This is a genomic window from uncultured Photobacterium sp. (assembly GCF_947039875.1).
Taxonomy (GTDB): Bacteria; Pseudomonadota; Gammaproteobacteria; order Enterobacterales; family Vibrionaceae; genus Photobacterium.
Map to the genome: position 1 here is coordinate 41,979 of NZ_CAMRAN010000010.1, position 15,588 is coordinate 57,566.

At 37.7% G+C, this 15,588-nt stretch carries 7 protein-coding genes and 1 tRNA gene; 1 reads left to right on the forward strand and 7 read right to left on the reverse strand.

What is annotated here, in order from left to right:
- Positions 1-54: 54 nt before the first annotated feature.
- The 4 genes from selB to Q0V26_RS05620 all read right to left on the reverse strand — a co-directional run bounded on the left by selB (position 55) and on the right by Q0V26_RS05620 (position 4,301).
- Positions 55-1,896 (reverse strand): selenocysteine-specific translation elongation factor, encoded by a 1,842-nt coding sequence (gene selB, locus Q0V26_RS05605; protein WP_297479009.1) that lies wholly within the window; start codon positions 1,894-1,896, stop codon positions 55-57.
- On the reverse strand, positions 1,896-3,305 hold the full coding sequence (gene selA / locus Q0V26_RS05610; RefSeq protein ID WP_297479012.1) for an L-seryl-tRNA(Sec) selenium transferase: 1,410 nt from the start codon (positions 3,303-3,305) through the stop codon (positions 1,896-1,898). Before selA ends, selB begins: the two co-directional genes overlap by 1 nt.
- Positions 3,306-3,404: 99 nt before the next feature.
- Positions 3,405-3,496 (reverse strand) — tRNA-Sec (locus Q0V26_RS05615).
- A 205-nt stretch (positions 3,497-3,701) separates the two neighbouring features.
- The gene (locus Q0V26_RS05620) at positions 3,702-4,301 is read right to left on the reverse strand and encodes a hypothetical protein (RefSeq protein ID WP_297479015.1); all 600 of its coding nucleotides are present in this window, start codon (positions 4,299-4,301) and stop codon (positions 3,702-3,704) included.
- Positions 4,302-4,363: 62 nt separating this feature from the next.
- On the opposite strand from Q0V26_RS05620, the gene Q0V26_RS05625 reads away from it, so the two are divergent.
- The gene (locus Q0V26_RS05625; RefSeq protein ID WP_297479018.1) at positions 4,364-5,485 is read left to right on the forward strand and encodes an SEL1-like repeat protein; all 1,122 of its coding nucleotides are present in this window, start codon (positions 4,364-4,366) and stop codon (positions 5,483-5,485) included.
- 121 nt (positions 5,486-5,606) lie between these two features.
- On the opposite strand, the gene Q0V26_RS05630 is transcribed toward Q0V26_RS05625, so the two are convergent.
- From Q0V26_RS05630 to Q0V26_RS05640, 3 genes are read right to left on the reverse strand one after another with little or no spacing between them, the layout of a single operon-like run.
- Positions 5,607-8,366, reverse strand: coding sequence for a hypothetical protein (locus Q0V26_RS05630; protein ID WP_297479020.1), 2,760 nt, complete (start codon positions 8,364-8,366; stop codon positions 5,607-5,609).
- Between the two features lie 17 nt (positions 8,367-8,383).
- Positions 8,384-8,905, reverse strand: coding sequence for an OmpA family protein (locus tag Q0V26_RS05635; RefSeq protein WP_297479023.1), 522 nt, complete (start codon positions 8,903-8,905; stop codon positions 8,384-8,386).
- 17 nt (positions 8,906-8,922) lie between these two features.
- Complete coding sequence (locus Q0V26_RS05640) at positions 8,923-15,504, reverse strand: hypothetical protein (protein WP_297479026.1); 6,582 nt, start codon at positions 15,502-15,504, stop codon at positions 8,923-8,925.
- Positions 15,505-15,588 lie beyond the last annotated feature (84 nt).

Consider the following 15,588-nt stretch of genomic DNA (forward strand, 5'->3'; position numbering starts at 1 on the left):
GATGCTGCATGGTATTAACAACGTTGCTTGCTAGCCTATATTTACCGTTATCTGTTAATGCCATGCTTTTAAAATAATGCGCTCATCATCATCACGTTTAACCCAACCATCTTTTTCCATTCGGTTCGCTAGCGGAATAGAATATTTACGACTGAGATCGGTACGATCTTTAATATCCGTCATGGTAATACGATCATGGGGTTGATGATCTGCAATTACCGCTTTCACAAGATCTAAATATACCCCCATATCAAAATAAATATTTTCATCAAGCGCGGTAATGTATTTTTGATGGCTTAATTGACGTAACCACTTTTTACCACCGACAATTTTGACTTTATTTAACTCAAGCCCAGCTTTGCCAAACTGACGAATTTGATGCAGAATATTAAGCGCATCTTGAGGTAAATCATCTTCATTATCACCTTGTCCAACACACCATTTACCGTAACTTAAATGCACTTTCTGTTGTAGCTTTAAACGCTGCATGATCAGTTCAATCACGGCGTCATTGATCCGTAACCGACTGCATAATTCCGTCGAAGCCATAGAGATACCGCCACCCAGTAATGTTTCAACTTGTTGCGATATATCTGTTAGCCATTGGTTGTCAAAACAAAATGGTGCAATAAATGTTTGTTGTTCCGTTGGTTTAAAATCAACGTCATGACATTCAAAATAACCTTGTAGCACTAACAACATCTGTCGTTGTGACTCTGGCTGTAATTGATGCGGTAAATTATTTAGCACGTCATATAGACGGCGTTTTTGATAACCAAAAATATAATCAGTCCACACCACTTCTGCGCCATGCTGTAAACCACTGCCACCTTTTTGGATCATCGCCAATCGTTGACCAAATAATAATGGCATTGGTTTTTCAAACACTAATCGAGCTAGCTCAGTATTGGGGATATAGCTCAGACGTGCTGTTCCGTGCCATGTTCCCATCGCCACTTCCACTTGGCGTTGTTTTTTAACTTTTAACTTTGTCGCTGTTTTAGTTAATCGTACAATACATTGATCACGCAAGGTGATGTGTTGATTGATACCGGTAATCAACTGCCCTCTACCAATATCCTTACGGCCAACCCCTTTAACATTCACCGCGACACGGCATGTTGCTGAAACTGAGGTTAATTGCTGGTGATAAGCCTGAATTGATCGCACTGTCCCAACAAGGTTTGATGGATGACACCGTACTTTATCGCCAATCGCTAATTGCCCTTGTGCAAGTGTGCCCGTTAGCACCGTACCAATTCCGTTAACAACAAACACCCGATCAATATACATCAGAGGATCTGTCGCAGGCTCAAGCACTGCAATATCATCACTGTTTGCTGGCGCGATAACTTTATGACGTGCAATGTTGACCTGTACGGTATCAATTAAAAGTTGGCGCAGCGCTTCAATGTTATCTTTCTTTAATGCAGAAACAGTCACAATTTCAGGTAACAACCCGCTACGTTCCATGACTTGTTCTAACACTTGGTCTTCTATTTCAGCTAATTGCTCTGCATTGACTTTATCGCGTTTATTAATACAAACAACAATATCTTCAATCCCCATCGCATGTGCAACATCAAGGTGTGAAGTGGTCATTGGCATCCAACCTTCATCGGCCGCTACCACTAATAACAACACATTTAAATGCCATACGCCCGCGACCATATTACGCAAATAACGTTCATGTCCTGGTACATCAACCACACCAATAGTATTGCCATGATCATCTTGAAAATGCGCAAAGCCTAAATCTTGGGTCATGCCTAATTGCTGCTCATGAGGACGGGCGGTGATCATGCCTGTTAACGCTTCAATCAACGCAGTTTTACCATGGTCAACATGCCCAGCAAGACCAACTACGGCTTGATATTGTGTCGATATTACCGCCATTATTTAGCCTCAGTATTTGTATAAGATTGAATATAACCGTCAAGTTGAGCAATAAAGTCGGTATGATCGCTATCTAATAAGGTCGCGACATTTAATAGCAACTGATTACTATTAACATAACCAATAATCGGGATCGGTAACTCACGTAGCGCATCTAAATGCAGTTGTGCTTTACCCGGTAAGGTAAGTTTAAGACCATAACAAGGATAGGTTTCACTAGGAATGGCACCGCCACCGACTTGCATCACCAGAGGAACAGCCTGAGCATAAGATTTCCAGCGTAGCGCCCATTGTTGAGCCAATGATTGACTCACTTTAGCGCGATCTAACGCCTGCTGTGCGACACCAAAAGCAGCAGGATCACGGTTAAGTTTCTGGACTAATAACTGCTCAAGCATGGATAGGACAATTCGTCCCGGACGGAAAGTACGCATCATGGGGTTTTTAGCTAATTGTTGGCAAAGTTTTGGACACCCAGCAATGATACCCGCCTGCGGTCCACCAATGATTTTATCACCAGAGAAACAGACTAAATCAACGCCCATCTGCAAATAACGTGGTAATGAGACTTCACTTTGGGCATATTGTTCAGACGATAATCCAGAGCCTTGATCGATCACTAATGAAACATGCTCAGGTAAACGTTCAGCCACATCCTGAATATCTGGCGATTCAGTAAACCCCTGCATGGAGAAATTAGACTGATGTACCATTAAGACCATCGCAGTATTTTCAGTGATCGCATTAATATAGTCATCACTGGTGGTGATATTGGTGGTGCCAACTTCAACTAACTTACAACCAGAAAGGGCTAGAATATCAGGGATACGAAAACCCCCGCCAATTTGAACTTGCTCACCGCGAGAAACAATCACTTCTTTACCCGCAGCCAACGCATGCAGCACTAAGTAAACTGACGCAGCATTATTGTTTACAACTACACAATCTTCAGCACCAATCCAGCTCTGGATCAAGGTCGGTAATAAACCATTACGATCACCACGCTTACCATCAGCTAATTTCAACTCAAGGTTGTTATACCCCGTATTAACCGCTTTCACGCTGTCCCAAATTTGTTCGTTAATTGGAGAACGTCCAAGATTGGTGTGCACTGCTATACCGGTAGCATTCATTACTCGTTGTTGGCGACGACGATATAACTGACGGCAACTATCAAGCACTAAGGCCATAATATCGAGATCATTAACACCTTGAGTTTTAAAATCAGGGTGCTGACGGATAGATGCAAACAGTTGACGCAGTGTATTAGTTACAACTGGGCGACTTAATAAGCGCACATAATCAGTTAAATCTGAATGCTGAAGAAGTTGTTCAATTTGAGGTAAACGGTAGTTGATTGTTGGAGCGAGTGATGCAGAAGGTAGAGCTGGCGATGTTATTGTCGTCACGATAAGTTCCTTGGCTGAATTGCAGACAACAGCACTCATACCCTAGCCCAAATAGGCAAAGTAACGAGTGTCAAAGGAACCATTTAAACGCGCGAAAAATGGCGGAAGAGGCAGGAATTGAACCTACCAAAGCTTATACAGCTCACATCGGTTTTGAAGACCGAGAAGGCCACCAGACCTCATCTCATTCCGAAATTCTTTTGCATGATAATGTAACTATCATCGTCATTATTTGATTTACATCAATTCGTAGTACAAATACCACTATACCAACAGAGTATTCATTTGAACGTGTAATATTTCATCATACAAAAGTTAAATTCCGTTATCATTATGAACAAAAAAAGCCCTACGTTACCGTAAGGCTTAAACAAAAAAGATAATATGTTTATTAAGTTATCTTACAACCCCATTATCTTGTAGGTTTTCAATTAGAATATGTGTTAATTCTGAAATAATATCGTTCATGTTATTAGGATCAACAGACTCTGATGATGTTGACCAAATAGGCTTATGGCTTTTTGTATCAAACAAGGTAAATTCAACATTCACAAACTCATAAGAAACCGTATAACTGTCATCATAAATATAGCTATACGAACTATTATAGTAATTATGGAATGATAAACCGCTGCTATATCCTCCATAACCATTTCCTGGGTAACGAATATTTTTATCTTCGATGTTAACTAACTTCGCGACAAAAACTGTTTGGGTGCCATTTTTCTGAATATAACTCGATAAATCCGCTTTTGATGGTAATTTATTAGGGTATATTTGAGAACTCGATACAGCATTAACTCCCTTCTTTTGTAATTCTTTAACCATATCATCTTCAAATATTCGTCTCACACGTAAATTATCCGACATCGCAACTACTAATGAACTTTTGATAGGAAAATTTGCATAATTTTGATCAACCCATGATGAAGTTAAATTACTAGAAGCACATGATGTTAATAACATTGTTAATATAAAAATAAAGATTGAACGCATAATACATCCCTTTAAGTTATGTTCTAAAATTAACAATAGTACAGGGATAGGAGAAAGCAATAATGAAAAAAATGATAGTCTCAAGTTTAATAATACTTTGTGGTTGTAGTGCTGAAAGCAATGATTCAAATTTAACAAACGAGCCTGAATTAAACAAACCAACATCAATGTCAAAAAATAAAGCACTACAAACACTCTCACCATTATCTCAATCAATATTAAAGATTGAAAATGCAGAAACATCTAAATCTGAGAAAAAGAATGAAATAAAAAAAATAGAATTTATGGCAGAAGATGATCCTGATGCGATGATTTATTTAGCCGCATTGTTCGAAGAAGGTGAATTAGTCACAAAATCAGAACAAAAAGCACGATCACTGTATAAAAAAGCAATAGAGAAAAATCATCTCCTTGCTCGTTATTATTATTCACTAATGCTAATAGATGGCAGAGGTGGCAAAACTGACTATGCTAATGCTGAATCAAACTTACTAATTAATATTAAAAATCAACATGCTCCATCATCTTACTCATTAGGTTATTTATATTTCATACAAGAAAGACATCAGGATGTAATTGATATTTTAAATAAAAACGATAATGCCAATAATGAATATTCAAATTATTTATTAGCCATTTCATATCTAGAATTAAATAAAAATACACAACAAGCGATTAATTTATTACATAACTCAGCTAAAAAAGATCATCCTTATTCTCATTTGGTATTAGGTGACATCTATCGCCGAGGACTCTATGACATCGAAATCGATACAGAAAAGAGTTTTAAACATCTTAATATTGCAGCAAAGCAAAATAATCCTAAAGCCTTATTTGATTTGGCTACATTAAGTTTGGAAAATTTATCTCTTATTGAAAATGATATTAATATTGCAATAGAGCAATTAAAATCGGCAGATAAAAATGGATACCCTTCTGCCAGTTTTGAATTAGCAAAATTATATGATCAAGGTGATCTTATCGAACAAAATTTTGATAAAGCTATTTATTGGTATAAACGTTCAGCTGCTCAAGGAAATAATAGAGCAATGTATAATTTAGCCAGTATTTATATAAATGGCGATGGTGTAGACATCTCTATGGAACAAGCGGAATACTGGCTAATAGAATCAGCTAAAAATGGTAATCATCGAGCTAAAGATATTCTTAAAAACGGAGAGTAAGTTACTCTTAACGTATTATAATAAAAGCCCAATAACTATATTGGGCTTTTATTGTTTTATGATAAAAAAAACTTGCTTGATATAACATCAAGCAAGTATTACCGTCACAAGTAAACGATAACTAGTTATCAATACGAACACTAAAGATAAGTTCTTCAGACTCACCAGGGGCGACACTTCCGATTGTTCCTATAATTGATCCCGTAGAACCATTAGCAATCGTATTAATTGAGCCCTTTGAAATACTCGGTAAAGACCCTGCTACATTAAATGTTGTATAAGCGGGTGTGGCATCGGTTAAGGTCACGTTACGTGCCTCTTCAATTGCAATATTCTCTGTTGTTAATCGATACATAATGCATTGGCCAGGTGCAATAGCAAAATTGGTGGTCACATAAACACCCGAATCTGATACACCATTACAATCTAAATCTGGTGTTTGTTCTTTCGTTACCTTCATATTTGTATTTGCAACTGTGGTGGTATCAATAATCTGCAATGTGCCACAACTTACCGTGGTTTCGACAGTCGTAATATTATCCGTTCCCTGTGGTGTATTTGCAGGCACAAAGACCTTTATAAATAATACTTTCTGTGCGCCACCAGCAAGAGAAGCCACTGACGTTATCGCATTATCAGACCCTGTCAGTATATTATCGCTATCAGTATCTTCATAAATAACTGTAGAAAAACCAGCACCTGAATTCGCCACAGTCAGCAGAATATTTAAGAATTCATCATTGGTGTTATTATTTAAAATATGTTTATAAACAATGCTTCCGCCAGCAAACGTTACACCATTTGAATTTGGAGGACCAAAGGCTAAACATTGATTATTATTATCAACAGTCACAGCGTCATGTTTAATGTCTTCTGCGCCAGTTGTTGGGGAAAAGACTTTAAAATAAATATCTTGAGTGATAGATTCTGCGTCTGCAGGAACGGTTACATCGGCATAAACAACGACCGCATCATCAGGACCTAATACTGGAATATTGGTAATGACTTCATTCTCAGCATTTTTAAACACAACAGTCCAATCTGCTGGCATGGTATTGACCGCAAAATTTGAGCCACTGTATTGCAACTCATAACTTTCAGCTGCATCTGACTTATTAGTTACGTATAAAGTAAACCGAGTGGTTGCACCAGGTAACGCAGTATTTGTTGTAACAGCCGCAGCTTCAGGACCTGCACCATAACCACAATTATCGTCAACGGCATCACAGCTATCTTCAACTGTTAGCCCCGTTTCTGCTCTCACATTATTAGTTAAATCAACGGTACTCACGACTATTTCTCCCAAACGGTCAATAACAGTATTTGTTTTCGAGGTATCGTTTGACGATCTTGCACGTTTAACCGTCTGGTATGGTCCACCTATAGCTGAAGCAGGAAGGGTTGCAATCAATATGACTTTATATCCACACACTCCATTACTGTCAGTCACTAAGTATGATGGACAGGTTTCGCCTGCTGCAGGAATAACGCCTGTATCTGGATTACTGTCATTATCAGTATCTATTAATGGTGTTACACCATCACTTTTATATAAGAAGAAGCTAGTACCACTTGGAAATGTGGAAGATTCAATAGTGACATTAAAAATATCTTCATCATTACCCGTATTCCAGATGTAATTGGTAAAACTAACACGAGCACCTTGCGAGGCGGATGCTATCTCAACAATCTCATGATTAGTGTCATCAAGTGCATCACAATTATTATCGGTACCAACATCACAGCCACCATTATTAGCAATAACCGCATAATTAGACGTAATTAGAAATGGCACTCTATTAGTATTGGTTGAATCTAACTCACCTGTATCAACAGTACCGTTATTATCTTCATCAAAACCATAAATACCTTGGTTATACAATGTTGTTGCAGAAAGGCCTGAATCGATATTAACTTCAAATGTTATCGTCGCTGATTCATCAGCCGCTAAACCATCCATTACAAATTGAATTTCATCATTATCAGGACAAGATGCATTAGGGGCAATACAGGTTGTAAATGCTAAATCTTGATCACCAGTCGTTTCACTGCCACCAGTTGTGATACCTGAAGCCGTTATTGTTGTTCCTGATAAACTCCAAGATACCGCACCATTAAATCGCATCCCTTCAGGCAAAACATCATTTAAAATTACGCCATTCGTCTGTAACGGATCCATATCTGTAAGACCAACATTCGTGTATGTAAATGTTACCGTATGCGGGCCGCTTGGTGACGCACCAACATTGGCACTTAATGCTTTCGAAATTTCAACAATCGGTAAATTGGTTGCTGTTACAGTATCAGTATTGGTCTGTGTTCCCACTCCACCATTTGCCACAGAAATACCATCAACACTTACCGCTTGGCTGGTTGCTGTCACTGTTAGCGCATCCGATGAATTAATTGTCGCAGCAGCATCAATATCAGCCACAATAACAAATTCAAAACTTTCACCTGCTGCTAGAGGACCAATTACAGAACCTGAAGCTATTGGTGATGAACCAGGATCAGCAACACCGTCGTTATTTTCATCAGGATAAATAGTTGCAGCACTAATAACAGAAGCTGGCATCACAACATCAAGTACAAAAGAATCAGTATTATTACCAGTATTCGTTAATACATGATTGAATGTCACCGTTCGACCAGGAGCACCTAACTTCGATTGATCATTAATCAATGTCAGTGCTGCAACAGGTTGAACAAGGGTTTCAACTAAATTGGATGTTGTGCTACGTAAAATATTGGCACTATCTCGATACGTAGCACCAGCTTGATTTTTAATCACTGTACCAGATTCAGTTAAGGCCATTACAGCGAAGCTGGCACTAGCAACAACGGTTATACCTATTTTGGCGATTCCCTTGAAGACATTCATATGAAGCTCCCCCTTCCCTATTGTGCGCTAGAATGACTAGCCACTGAGTTGTATTGCATACTAACCGGATTGAAATCGTCACCTAATAAAATAAGTTGTGTGCGGCGATTTACTCGATTGTTTGTTTTATTATTCGAAACAATAAACGGCTCTCTTGAACCAGAAGCTAATGTCACGATACGGTGTACAGCAAGCCCTTGGCGTTGTAAATAATTTGCAACAACGTCAGCGCGTGCTTTTGCTAATTGGTCGTTATATTCTGCTTTCCCTGAATTATCAGCAGAACCAATAATAGCAATATTTAATCTAGGATTAGATTTCAATAATTTTACAGCTTGATCTAATGCATGTTGTTGTTGTGCATCTAGCAATTTTTTATCAAAATCAAAATTGACAACGGTCGGCCAATAATGTCCTTCAAGAACAGTTGTTGTACTGCTACAAGCAAGATCACCATAGTCGGCATAAATAGCTTCATTAGAAACACAGCCTGAAATCCCTACACTTAAAAATAATAAAGAAGTTGTTAATAATTTCATGATTACATTCCTCACCACTATTCGCTTAACCAACCAAATAAGTCTTCATCAAGCTTAAACATCATTTCAAAATAAAAACCTTGTAAGTTATAACCTTGTGGGTCGAGGTCATCATCATCAAAACCTATTACGTTATAACCAATACCTGCACGTAGATTTTTCATAACAAGATAGTTTAAACCGACACCGAAAGAATAACGGCGACTATCAAACCAATCAGTGCCTAACATGCCACCATGCACATCAAGGTCCCAACGACGGTTAATATAATAAATTACGCGGCCATCAATAATTGTTGCTACAGAATCATAGTCTTGCTCATATTCAGTGAAATCCTCCCACTTCAGCCCAACACGTCCTGATATTGTCCAATCTGGCGATAGTTGATAATTCTGGTGGGTAGATAAAATATGTGCTGTACGTGTGCTGTCATTACGCTCTGTTTTCCACTCATAAGCACCTAACATATGGTAACGATTGCTTAATCTAGGGCGATATGCAAAGCCTAAACTGAAATGATTACTCCATGTGTTTTGTGCATTTTCTTTATCAATATAGCGGTATTCTTCACGTACAAGCCCACTCCAATCTTGACTCAAGCGCGTGACCCAGGCGCCCAAAATGCCATAATAATCTTCAGTATCACCGTGACGATATTCTATACGGCCCGTGGTTTTATAATTAGGATTACGTACATCAGCTAAACCTAATGACACCGCGACACCAGAGGTTCCTTCGCCTTCAATAACTTCAACATATTCAATTGCAGGATCAACACTGATACCGGGAATTACTTCAAACCGGCCACGATAACCATTAGCTAGCTCAAGGCTACGACCATCTGATGCACCACGTTGTCTAAACTCATTAAACGTACTACCACCATGGAGCCAATCAACATCGATACCAGCCGTAAATAAGCTTGTTGAACCACTGCCTAAATTACTAATGCCGTCTAAAGAATCAATATACTCATATTGGGTATATATGCTGGCTTGCTTATGTACTTTCCAATCTGCTTTTACATTAAAACGACGCTTACTATCATGACCAAAACTCTGCTCATATTCAGTGTCTAACCGACCAGGACGTCCCCACAAACTAAATGTACGACCCAGCCCCACAATTGCGGTGGTATATTCTTCTGAATCTGTTTCGGTTTCATTTTTAATATAACGAGAGCCTAAACGTGTTACCCATTGAGAGCCCAAAATCTTGCTATCTACGGTTGCCCCAATAGACTGTTGCTTTTCTTTATGCGCTAGAGATTCAGAATGACTGGCTTCAATGTTTAGGTTCATTAACCCTGTTAACTTCTGACGATGGCGAAGACGAAGCTCTTGACGAGCTGGCGTTACACCACCAGTAGAATTAGTAAACCCTTCTTCTGCATAAACATATTCAAGTTCAGTCGCTGCTTGAGCGTGCCAATCACGATTAAGTCTAAGTTTATATGCCATACCATTTTTAAGTTTTTCCTGAGTGTCAGTAGTTAACGTACTGGCACTTTCATCCCCCTTATGGGACATACTCGCAACAGAAGCTGTTATTTGCGTTTTATTATCAAAATCATAGTTAACCCAAAGGCTACCAATGTCATAACCTTCAACATCATTGTCGTTATATTCGTAGCTCAAACCGGCAAGTAAATAAGGGGTGAATAAATAAGAGAGTCTTGCACCTGCAACGGTATAAGCATCACCATCACCATCCACATCATAGGCGACTCTCACTTTGATAGGATTGAGATTAGAATCGTAACTTGGAATAACACGATTAAATCGTATATCGCCCGAAAAATAGTCAATAGTATAGTCAATATAACGGGTTAATAGCTGCTGATTTAGAACAAGACCTGTATTATCTCTGTCATACGTAACCAAAGTTACCGTATCAGAATGACGCACAATGCGTGTGTCCCCGATACTATAAAACATTGCAGTACCGTTACCATTAAACTCAATCACTTTATGTAAATCTTCAGGACGTGCACCATATAATTGTGCGGTAATTTTCCCATCGTTATACATACTATTGAAGCCATTAAGGATCTGACTTGTACGTCCAATATCAGACTCATCAGTTCCATCTGCGGTACTATAATCACCCCACATTGCAAAATGGCGTTCTTTTTCAAGTTTCACATAGAGCTTACTGGTACTACGAGCATCATAACCTTTAATACTTGCATCACCTGGAATTGGGTAATAGCTGTCTGGTGATATTTCGCGATAAAATTCTTCATCAGACTTGTCACTGTCATAACTTAACGTTAAATGCATACCACCTTTAATATTACCTTTAATAAAGGCGGCGGCTCTTTCGTCATGACTATAGGTTTTATTTTCATAACCGTCTAATTGAGCAGGTGGTCTTTCTCCACTAAAGCGGCCATAGCGTCCGGTATAATTTACAATACCTGAGACAAATAATGGACGTTTAGCTGCAATTTGATAAAGTTTAATTTTGTCAGAGAAGTCTTCAACTGACGCTTGGATATTAATTTGGCCCGTATTTTCAGTACTGCGTAAATAAACGGTTTTTTCACCATTAATGACACGAACCTGATGACCTGTTTCATTCTCTTGAATATCAGGATCTAACCAAGTATCACCTTGATCTGTATCTAGCGTTACAAAGTAAGTACCACGTGCCAAATTATTATTTTCATCGTACAACTTAATAATAACAGGAATAACAGAACGACCACCGTCAGCACGTAATACATCACCATCAGCGACAACACTTATACGTTTTGCAGATTTTGGATGAGAGAACGTTTTTCCTAAAACAAGACGCTCGTTACCAAATGGATCAACTGTTTTAATTTCAACAACGTTATCGCCATCGTCTAATGGAATACCATACCAACCAACAATTTGAGCATTCTCGCGTTTATTTATAATACGCTCGCCTAATTGATCAACATTGATTGCATTACCATTAACATACAATGTTGGTTCAACATCACCTCGAATAACGGCAATAAAACGACCATCATAGCTATAATCATTGGTTGGCCAATACCATGCCCCTGATTCTGCTTCTGCGCGGGTAATATTCTTCGCTTCACTTTCAGGCAATGGAATAACATCTTGTAGAATATTATCAATTCTAAACTTAGCTTCTTTCGGAATGTTATTGTATGCCGTTGGTACAATTTCAGTTTTAATTTTGTAAAGCGATAATGCCGTTCTCAAAACATTAAGCTTTTCTTGTGAATCACTAAAGCCAAAACGAATGGATGATAATTTATCAGTGCTTGGATAAATATAAGCCTCATCTTGTACTGATTTTGGATATAACGTGATCATACTCGCAAGATCTTCGTTACTACCTTTACGTGACTCTAATGCATAACCTTTAAATACAGTTAAAGAGGAAGTAGATGCTGGCGTTTGAGAAGCATTGTCAGCAGCGGTTGACGGCCCACTAATAACGCCAGCTTGTAATTCATCTGCTTTTAATGCTTTTGGTTTGGCATCATATTGCAACCCTTTAAAATTCTCTGCTGTTTTAAATAACCAATCACCATTTATATTTGTATTTCTTTCTTTTAATTCTTGATAAACCGCTTCTTGATTTTCTACCGGACATGGCGCGACAAAATCAGCACGATGCATTTCACCACGTCGCATATCAACAAATCGAGAATCACCTTTTCCTGCATTACGTGTATCTGTTGGTTCTAATTCAATACCTAAAGGTAGGGTTTGTTTGTCAACTTTCATGACATGATTACCCGCCTTAACGCCGAACATTGAATACTGACCATTTTCATCAGTGATAACATAATCACCGGTTTCTAAATATATTTTCACTCCACCAATAGGCCACATCTGATTTTTCATAATGTCGTTACACTGTGCATCGACAAAAACCTTACCAAAAATAATGCCTCTCTCTGACATCACGCCCGTTTGGGTAACCTTAACTTGGTATTTATCAATATTAGAAGTAAGACGGGAATCCGTAGTACCACCAAAGGTCGCTGCATTAACATAAACAGAGTTGATACCATCTGAATCTATAGCACCTGCTGTTAGTTGCAAAACATAGGTTAATTTATAGCTACCATTTTCAGGCGGTTGTGTACTGCCATTTAATGTCCCAATATCAAAACGATATGTATAAGTATCAATACGTACTGGATCTTTATAAGGTTGATCATTTAATCGAGTACTGCCTTCCATATATTTAAAACCATATGGCATTGAATCAAAAACTTGTGCATCAAATAATTGACTGTCTGGTAGGTTATTTTTAATCGTTACTGAATATTTAACGAAGCTACCAATTTCTGCGTTATCTTTATCAGCATCTTTTTGAATGGTTAATCTACGATCTAAACTTTTGGGGTCTAGCGGTATATCAAACGTATCAACCCGATCTCTAACAGTTATCGGGAATAAACCTGAATTTTCAAGATCTTCATTTCCATATGGCCCATATGACATAGGCATAACATTGTGAATGTTAAAATTCGCTAAAGTTGTATAAGCAGATGGCCATACATGTGTCTGTGGTGGCTCAACCGAAATATAATATTGATTACCATCAATGGGTGCTAATTTAGGAAATAACACACGACCATCAACATCTGATACCACTTCAGCAACAGGAGTGAGACCATCAACATTAGGCACTCGTATTTTCGCCGTCGGTGCTACATTATTTTCTGTTTGATAAAACTTCACTATCGCATTTTCTACACCATTAAAATTGGTCGCATCAAAAACAACAAATTGAGGGCTTATATAAGCCAAATCTGTCAGAATGATTCGGTTATTGTTGTTAGGATCAAAGACTTCAATCACTAATTCATCATTTGGATTTGACTGAATTTCACAGTCTACGGCAGTTGAACCATTAAGACCAAAACCTGTAAAGTTAATTGTACCATCAATATTCGATAACAATTCTGTACGAGTAATTTCACCTGTACGCCATGGAATAGCAATATCTTCTAAACAGTGGTTACCCCCAGGGCGAATATAATTATCTTTTGGTGATACCGCATGCACAGGAATAACACTTCTGAAAATACCAGTGTTAGGCCCTGTTTCAGCAAAAATCCAATAAAAAGAATCACCTTCCGTTGAACGTAATGTCACGGGGTAATTAGAAGAACTTGGGCCAATAATATCAATCGTTGACGCATGTTCATTACCTTGAGGAAGGATAATTTGAGCATGAATACCATCAAATTTTGAATCAAACCCAGTTGAACTTGAATGATAATAAAAGTTTGTTGGAATAAAATGCTTATGCTCACTGTATAAAATAGTAAAGTCACTATTTGGGTCTAATACAGTATCGTCAATAAGTTCGAAATCAATTAAATTATCTTCTTCTTTACCTACTAACGTATTACATACTTCACCACTTCTAGAGATATTTTCAGCTGTTGACGATAAGTTAACTTCTGCTTCACTGTATATTTTAAATGGTACGGTTCCACGTACATCATTAACTTGTGCATAATAAGTAAAATGTCCTGATGTATTTGGCTTCATATAATCAGGTTTAACTAAAAAACCCACCTTTTCTACATTACCTGATCCATCCCAAGAGCTATATTCATACCAATCTAAATTATGGTCATCTTGTTCAAAAATAAAATTATTATTAATTCCGACTAATACCACACCGCCATCAAAATTGTATTCAGGAGAAATTAAGGTTATTGGTGAATGATCTTTAGCAGGCTGGCCATTAATCACTTTATCTTGTAATAAAGAAATATTAGCAGGAAGCTTTACTGAAATTAACACACCAGTATGGCTAACTTTCACTTGTGAGCCTGCTGCTTCTGATTGAACAAAAATATTATACGGCAGTGCTGCCGATTCAGGCTTGGTGCGACCAACACTGGTATAATTTACTCTAAAATCAATTTCTGAAAGCGATGTTACTTGCTGTTGACAAATAGGTGAATTTTCAATGTTTAAATTAACGATAGGTCCATCAATCACGATAATTTTAGTCGTGCTTGTTTTTTCAACTGAAAGATCATTGACTGATGTAACAACAGCAGCAAGATCATAGAAGTCATTGTTTTTATCTGTTGCTGGAATCTCAACCGTATAAACAAGATTAATAAATTCACCTGGTTTTAGTTGATCAATAATATATTTGCCATCGCTATTTTTATTAAGCTCAGGTTCGCCTGGATCATGAATACCATTACCATTAGTATCAAAATATATCTTTATATTGTCTGCATTCGGTGATGTAAGATCCCCATTATCATCAGTTAGATTATTAACATTAATAATATAGCTATCTTTAATATTACCAGTATTAGTTACTGTGTGAGGAATACTAACAATAGAACCAGGTGAAACATTTTTTTCTGTCTTATTATCTCCCGATGTATCAGGTGATAATGAAACATCATATACTTTTTCAACTTTAATATGGGATATATTCGAAAGTACTCGAATATTCTCACCCGTCGTTGAGTCAAAATAAGTCATGATGGCCTGATTCATTATTTTTGTACCAGCATTAGTTAACCCAAAAACTGTTGAACTCACACTTAATAATATAAAAACAATGAGGTACTTCATTTTAGTTATTACATCTAAGAGGGCCATAAGCACTCTCCAAAGGCTAGTAATTCAAAGATATGGATATAGGCTTATTGAACTTACTTGATTTAATTATTTTCAAATATATTT

What these genes read in the sequence shown, in the direction of transcription:
- selB (WP_297479009.1), bottom strand. Translation starts at nt 1,896, where the DNA reads ATGGCGGTAATATCGACACAATATCAAGCCGTAGTTGGTCTTGCTGGG.
- Q0V26_RS05620 (WP_297479015.1), bottom strand. Translation starts at nt 4,301, where the DNA reads ATGCGTTCAATCTTTATTTTTATATTAACAATGTTATTAACATCATGT.
- Q0V26_RS05625 (WP_297479018.1), top strand. Translation starts at nt 4,364, where the DNA reads ATGAAAAAAATGATAGTCTCAAGTTTAATAATACTTTGTGGTTGTAGT.
- Q0V26_RS05630 (WP_297479020.1), bottom strand. Translation starts at nt 8,366, where the DNA reads ATGAATGTCTTCAAGGGAATCGCCAAAATAGGTATAACCGTTGTTGCT.
- Q0V26_RS05635 (WP_297479023.1), bottom strand. Translation starts at nt 8,905, where the DNA reads ATGAAATTATTAACAACTTCTTTATTATTTTTAAGTGTAGGGATTTCA.
- Q0V26_RS05640 (WP_297479026.1), bottom strand. Translation starts at nt 15,504, where the DNA reads ATGGCCCTCTTAGATGTAATAACTAAAATGAAGTACCTCATTGTTTTT.